Annotated in this window: 7 protein-coding genes, 3 pseudogenes and 1 riboswitch; of the genes and pseudogenes, 6 read left to right on the top strand and 4 right to left on the bottom strand. The window is 63.9% G+C overall.

Going from position 1 to position 6,362, the window contains the following annotated elements; all coding sequences use genetic code 11:
* Positions 1-56: 56 nt before the first annotated feature.
* From A5646_RS07385 to A5646_RS07365, 5 genes and pseudogenes are all read left to right on the top strand, one after another.
* Positions 57-911 (top strand): annotated as a pseudogene (locus tag A5646_RS07385) (alpha/beta hydrolase); the annotation flags it as partial.
* A gap of 239 nt (positions 912-1,150) precedes the next feature.
* Complete coding sequence (locus A5646_RS07380; protein WP_067020916.1) at positions 1,151-1,999, top strand: oxidoreductase; 849 nt, start codon at positions 1,151-1,153, stop codon at positions 1,997-1,999.
* Between the two features lie 59 nt (positions 2,000-2,058).
* Positions 2,059-2,613, top strand: a complete 555-nt coding sequence (locus tag A5646_RS07375; protein WP_231997965.1) for a TetR/AcrR family transcriptional regulator — start codon at positions 2,059-2,061, stop codon at positions 2,611-2,613.
* A gap of 252 nt (positions 2,614-2,865) precedes the next feature.
* Positions 2,866-3,432, top strand: a complete 567-nt coding sequence (locus A5646_RS07370) for a dihydrofolate reductase family protein (RefSeq protein ID WP_066873183.1) — start codon at positions 2,866-2,868, stop codon at positions 3,430-3,432.
* A 28-nt stretch (positions 3,433-3,460) separates the two neighbouring features.
* Positions 3,461-3,843, top strand: a pseudogene (locus A5646_RS07365) (integrase core domain-containing protein); the annotation flags it as partial.
* 55 nt (positions 3,844-3,898) lie between these two features.
* Here the strand turns inward: A5646_RS07365 and A5646_RS07360 are convergent.
* The gene (locus A5646_RS07360; protein WP_082972636.1) at positions 3,899-4,201 is read right to left on the bottom strand and encodes a DUF2834 domain-containing protein; all 303 of its coding nucleotides are present in this window, start codon (positions 4,199-4,201) and stop codon (positions 3,899-3,901) included.
* A 92-nt stretch (positions 4,202-4,293) separates the two neighbouring features.
* A pseudogene (locus A5646_RS29805) lies at positions 4,294-4,612 on the bottom strand (IS256 family transposase); the annotation flags it as partial.
* A gap of 75 nt (positions 4,613-4,687) precedes the next feature.
* On the opposite strand from A5646_RS29805, the gene A5646_RS07355 reads away from it, so the two are divergent.
* Positions 4,688-4,969, top strand: coding sequence for a hypothetical protein (locus A5646_RS07355; RefSeq protein WP_067020900.1), 282 nt, complete (start codon positions 4,688-4,690; stop codon positions 4,967-4,969).
* A gap of 68 nt (positions 4,970-5,037) precedes the next feature.
* Here A5646_RS07355 and A5646_RS07350 read toward each other — a convergent pair whose 3' ends face one another.
* On the bottom strand, positions 5,038-5,706 hold the full coding sequence (locus A5646_RS07350; RefSeq protein ID WP_067020897.1) for a pyridoxal 5'-phosphate synthase: 669 nt from the start codon (positions 5,704-5,706) through the stop codon (positions 5,038-5,040).
* Between the two features lie 25 nt (positions 5,707-5,731).
* Positions 5,732-5,811, bottom strand: a riboswitch (ZMP/ZTP riboswitch).
* 36 nt (positions 5,812-5,847) lie between these two features.
* Positions 5,848-6,342, bottom strand: a complete 495-nt coding sequence (locus A5646_RS07345) for a pyridoxamine 5'-phosphate oxidase family protein (RefSeq protein ID WP_067020894.1) — start codon at positions 6,340-6,342, stop codon at positions 5,848-5,850.
* Positions 6,343-6,362: the final 20 nt, after the last annotated feature.

Raw genomic sequence — 6,362 nt, 5'->3', positions numbered from 1 at the left:
GTACCAGTGCGTCGCGGCGCCGGTGACAGCGCCGACCGCCGCGACCAGCGGGACCCGCCGGCTCCACCAGCGCCGCCTACACCGCCAGGTCCAAAGGCGTTGCGCCGCAACGGGGCGCGGTGGTGCCCGTGGACACCGGTTCGACCGCGTCGGGTTTTCGGCATCGCGGCGAGTGGGTGTACCTGCCGCCGGCCTGGTTCACCGCAGCGCCGCCACGCCTGCCCCCGGTCTTGATGATCGGAGGCGAGTTCAACACATCGGCTGACTGGATTCGCGCCGGCGACGCCGTCGCCACCCTGGACGCGTTCGCGGCGGACCACGGCGGTAACGCGCCGCTGGCCGTCTTCGTCGACGCCACCGGTGGCTTCACCGTCGACACCGAGTGCGTCAACGGGTCGCGCGGCAACGCCGCCGATCACCTGATCGACGACGTGATCCCGTGGGCCGCCCAGCAATTCGGCTTGCCGGCGCAAGCGAAATGGGGCGTCGTCGGCTTCTCCTCCGGAGGCACCTGCGCGGTGGACCTGGCCGTAATGCACCCCGACAGGTTCAGCGCCTTTGTCGACATCGGCGGCGACATCGCCCCCAACGCGGGCACCCGGGCACAGACCATCGACCGGCTCTTCGGCGGCGACGCCGCGGCGTGGGCACGCTTCGACCCCAGCACGGTGATCACCCGCCACGGGCCTTACTCCAATCTGGCCGGACTGTTCGCGGTTCCCGGCTCCGTGGGGCGCGCCGCTGCCGAATCGCTGTGCCAACTGGGCACCGCCAACGGCATCGACTGCGCGGTGGTCGGTCTGCCCGGCAAACACGATTGGCCCTCGGCCGCATCGGCTTTCGCGGCGACGCTGCCTTGGCTCGCCGGTCGGCTCGAGACGCCCGGCGTCCCCCACGCGGCGTTCCCGTGACGCGCCCGCGGCCCGCGTTGAATAGCTCATGAAACTGCCTGTCTAGCTGGCGGTCCATGCGCGTCGACCGTCGAGATCGTGTCAGATCCTGCACACGGCATGCGTGGAGCTGCGCGAGGCCGGTCTCGGGCGTCATGTCCACCACCCTCCTGCAATCTGCGTTTCGTCAACTAAAATCGACGTCGCGTCGATTTTTCGTTAGGGTCGGTAGCGGTCCGGTCGAGCAAAGGAGATATCCAATGAAGACCTTTTTGATCACGGGGGTAAGCAGCGGCCTGGGGCGAGCGTTCGCTGCAGGCGCACTAGAGGCCGGGCACACCGTGGTGGGCACCGTGCGTCGGCGGGCAGACCTCGATGCATTCGAAGCGCTGGCGGCCAACGCCCACGGTCGGCTGCTGGACGTGACCGATGAGAAAGCAGTGTTCGCGACGGTTAAGGGCGTCGAGTCGACCGTCGGTCCGATCGACGTGGTGATCGCCAACGCGGGCTATGGGCTCGAGGGCATCTTCGAGGAGACGCCCTTGAGCCAGCTGCGGGCTCAGTTCGAGACCAACGTGTTTGGGGTGGCGGCGACCCTTCAGGCCGTCCTTCCGTACATGCGCGAACGTCGCGGCGGTCACCTGATGGCGGTGACGTCGATGGGCGGGTTGATGGCCCCGGCGGGCCTAACCGCCTACTGCGGCAGCAAGTTCGCGCTGGAGGGACTGCTGGAGAGCTTGGGTAAGGAAGTCGCCGGGTTCGGCATTCATGTCACGGCGATCGAACCGGGTTCGTTCCGGACCGACTGGGCCGGTAGGTCCATGAGACGCGTAGACCGCTCCATCGCCGATTACGACGACGTGTTCACGCCTATTCGTGAAGCCCGCCTACAGGCGAGCGGGAACCAGCTCGGTGACCCCGCGAAGGCCGCAGCCGCGGTGTTGCAGGTGCTTGACTCGACCGATCCCCCACGGCATCTTGTGCTGGGGTCTGACGCTTTGCGGCTCATCAGGGCCGCGCGTCAAACCGTCGATCAGGAGATCGACAAGTGGGAGTCACTGTCTCGGACAACGGACTTCCCCGACGGACGTCAGATCGCAGCCAGCTAGCCATGCCAGCGAAAACCAAGCCCACCCGACGACATGCCGCCACGCCCCGAAAAGGGGATATGCGGGAACAGGCCATCCTCGACACCGCCGAACGACTCCTGGGCGAACAAGGCTACGAAGCAATGACGATCGCCGACATCGCAAAGGGCGCGGGGATCACGCGGGGTGCCCTGTACTTCTATTTCGGCTCCAAACAGGAGGTCATCACGGCGCTCGTCGCGCGTACCGTGGATGCCCTCCGGAAGAAATCGCGCGCAGCCGCGGACGACGCCGCACGTGGTGAGCATGCCATCGACGAGGCGATGATCAGAACCGAGGCGCTGTGGCGCCAGCACGGGGTCGTGATGCGCGCGGCGATCGACCTGGCGTCGTCGGTGCCCGAGATCGACACGCTCTGGAACGACACCGCCGAGATCTTCGTCGGCGCCATCGCCGAAATACTGCGGCACATGGGCTCTCCGTCACGCAGTGCGAGCCACGACCAGGCAGCCCTTGCACGCGCCTTGTGCTGGATGATCGAGCGCAGTTTCTACCAAGGCTCCCGGATTTCGAACGCCGAGCTGGCCCGCGCCAGGAAGGCCTGTACCGAGATCTGGCGTCGAGTCGCCTGTTGACCGCCGACGGCCTGCTCACTGCGGCTGAGTTAAGGAATCGGGCGGAATCGAATACTGCTGGCTGCCAGCAAAGTTCGTAATTTCTCAGTGAATCACGCTCGATCACAGATGCGCTCCCCGGTCCGTCGGGCCAGCGATCCACGACCAAGAACCCGCCAAGCCGTGGGCTGTCGTGCATCCGATGAATTTTTCAGTGCCGCAGGGTTGCGTGTCGTCGCGATGAGTTTTGGCCTCCGGTGCAGTCTGATCTTCATGGGCAAACTGATCTACGGCTTCAACGTGTCGGTGGACGGGTACATCGCCGACGCACAAGGCAACATCGACTGGGGCGATCCGAGCGACGAACTGCACCAGTACTGGAACGACTTCGAGAGGGAGACCGCCCTGTCGTTCTACGGGCGGCGGCTCTACGAACTGATGTCCGCGTACTGGCCGACCGCCGATAGTGCTCCGGACGCCACTCCCCTGATCGTTGACTTCGCCCGCACCTGGCGCGAAATGCCCAAGGTTGTGTTCTCGCGGACCTTAGAGTCCGTCCACTGGAACTCGCGCCTGGAACGCGGTGACCCGGTCGAAGTGGTGAGGAGGTTGAAAGCCGAAACGGACGGCAGGCTGGAGGTCGCCGGCGCGACGCTGGCCGCGCCGATCGTGCAGGCCGGACTGGTGGACGAATACCGGATTGTGGTCGCGCCCATCGCCGTGGGCGGCGGCACCGCGTTCTTCCCGACCCTGCCGTCATGGATCTCGCTGCGGTTGCTTGAGAACCGCACCTTCCCGGGTGGCACGGTCCTGCTGCGCTACGAGGCGAAACACGACTGACTTACTTGCCTCTCGCGATCGAGGTTGTCGCCGCATTGGCGCCGACCGTGTCGTCGAGGTGTTGGATCGACTGGCTCTCACCCACGGGACGCCGCACTACGTGCGGTTCGACAACGGTCCGGAGTTCGTGGCGCACGCCGCGCTTGACTGGTGCCGATTCGACTGTGCTGGCTCACTTTTGTTGATCCAGGGTCGCCTTGGCGGAATGCCTGGATCGAGTCGTTCAACGGCCGGCTGTGCGACGAATTGCTCAACGCGTGGCACTTCGACTCCCTGCTGGAAGCCCGCGTGATTATCGAAGACTGGCGTCGCGACTACAAGCCAACCGGGCCCACTCCGTCCATGGGTGAACTCACCCGGGCCGAGTTCGCTCTACAGTGGACCACGTCCCATCAACCCCAAGCCGCATAGCGACTGGACCACCAAAGTGGGGACGGATGTTGTGGCTGCGCCAGCCTGCACGGCGTCAAACGTCCTGGAGCTGCGCCAGACGCCGCTCTCGGGCTATCAGAAAGAGTGGAACGGCCACGCTGATATCCACAACGAACGCCAGCACGACGTACACCCACAGGTACTTGACGTCGGTCCTGCGTGCCTCGACAACCATGAAGACCAGCGCTGCCACGGAGACCAGTGTCAGGTCGATGGTCATGGAGCTGACCGCGTGATTGGCGAAACAGCTAGCGAGGAAGTCGAGCGTGTCCCCGCCGGCCGAGAAGTACGCGATGTTGTGCGCCCACGTGGCGATGAGCGCCACCAGCGCGATCACACCGTAAAGAATGCAAAGGTTTCGTCGGGCAGCGGTCACACCCGTCAGTATTTAGTCATCAGAGTAATTGTCAATATGTGGATCGGGTTGCTTCAGGCGACCTCCGTTGCGGTTGGTTCGATAGGTTCGGTGATCGTGATGTCGCCGAGGCGTACGAGCAGCTTGCCCTTTTTGGAACACCGCGCCGGCACGGACGAGGCGACTAGGTGTGGACGGCCCGCCAGCGTGCGTGTGAGCGCTCAATGGCCTTGTAGGCCATGGCATATCGGCCGCACGTGAACGCGGGGCCCTTGGTCACTTCGGTGGGCAAACGCACGGTCGGGAATATCGACCTTCCGGGTCAACGGTGCGCAGGTGAACCCAGGGCTCGGCCGGATACTTGTAGATGTCCAGCAGCAAGTCGGCGTCTTCACGATCTAAGCGACTTCAGCGCCGTCGAGCAACTGCGCAAACGCGATCCGGCCCTACTCGCCTAACATTCCCACCATGAGCGACGAAAACGATGAGCTAGCAGCCGTCCTGCAATATCTAGAAGAAGACGAGAAAACGGCCCGTGAGAACGGACAAAACGATCTGGCGGACCAGATTGCCACCCAACGCCGCAAGCTCCTCGAAGCACCGCCCGCTGATCTGGTACAGCTGTTTAACGACATTGCTGACGCGCTAGAAACGAGCCTTGAAGCAGCAGGGAACGATGACATCCTCACCGGCGACACCATCACCTACCTCCGCAGAACCGCCAAGGACATCGACCGCCACGACCGATAACACAGCGTGGGTTGGGTGGTCGGGCGGCAAATGTCTCAGGCAATGATGCGTGAACCACGTAGTCGTCACTACGGCCATAATCGGCCACGATCCCAACCCTCCCCGTTGCGTTCATAGCGCAGTCGATGGTGGCGGCGGTCAGGCGCGCCCTGCCAAAACTCGACGTAATCGGGTCGCACAGCGTATGAGATCCATTCAGGTGGGGCGACTTCGGGGTTATCGCGCAGTTCGCGGTGAGCCTTGGCGATGTGTGCTTCCAGCTCGGCTCCATCGGTGAGCGGTTGACTTTGCCTCATCGTCAATGCGATCGCGCGCGACACCAGTGGACGGGCCAAGAAGTCTTGCGCGCTGGCTTGAACTCCGTCATTGACGACCACGCCGCCAATCCGCACTTGTCGAACCAATGCAGCCCAGTAGAAGGTCAACGCCGCAACAGGATTGGCCGACAGGTCACGGCCTTTTTGGCTGACCGAATTGACCGCGAAGTGCCAGCCCCGTTCATCGACGGCTTTAATAATCAGCACCCGAGCCCGTGGCAAGCCTCGAGCGTCAACGGTCGACAGCGTCATCGCATGCGGTTCGGGAAGGGCGGCCTCGACGGCATCCTGCAACCACCTGATGAATAACGAAACAGGTTCTGCTGGAACGTCGTCGGTGTCGAAACGGGGGGCATGGCCGGTCAAGACGGGCAGGCTACGCAGGAACGCGCGGCCACCGTCGTCATCAGACCATCGCATGGGCACAGCAGACTCCTCGAAGATCGAGGAGCACCCAGGCGGTCGATGCGTCCGAATCTTTGGCTTCCCAGTGGTGTTCCACCCGCGCCAGTCGCCAATTCAACAGACTCTACGCCGCCAAGCCGCAAAGCCCCCGCGCGATCAGGACGGCTCCCTCTCGACCAGGTCCTTCAGGAACCTAGGCACACGACCGGCGCCGAAATCGTAGAAGCGTACCCATGTGGGCGTGATTGCGATTCTGGCCATCCGGTCGTATGTCTGGCGCACCTCATGATCGAACTTCCTGGCCTGATCTTCATCCATCGTTTTGCGGGCAGCGGCGAGGTACTCCGGCACTACACCGTCGATGATTCTCACGCCGGCGCGGCCGCGGATCGATAGGGCGCGCGCCGTCTCGGGCGTGTCTCCGGAGTCGATGGACAGGGCGACGTCCGCGGCTTTCAAAAGGGCGGCGACCTTCGGAGACGTGGGGGCGGTGGCGATGACGAATTCTGCACCGGTCCAGAAGTATCCGACCGGAATGACCCGCGGCGTCCCGTCCTTGCCGACGTAAGCCAAGTGAGCCGCGGACGTCGACGCGAGCAATTCCTGCGCCCCCGCCATGCCTAGTTCGGCGTCTATCTCCTGCCTGATCACAATGATGCCCCTATCCGTTG

This window comes from Mycobacterium sp. 1245499.0, assembly GCF_001673615.1.
In the GTDB taxonomy this organism is placed as follows: domain Bacteria; phylum Actinomycetota; class Actinomycetes; order Mycobacteriales; family Mycobacteriaceae; genus Mycobacterium; species Mycobacterium europaeum_A.
Note: the sequence above shows the minus strand (reverse complement) of the source record. Positions and strands in the feature narration are given on the sequence as shown.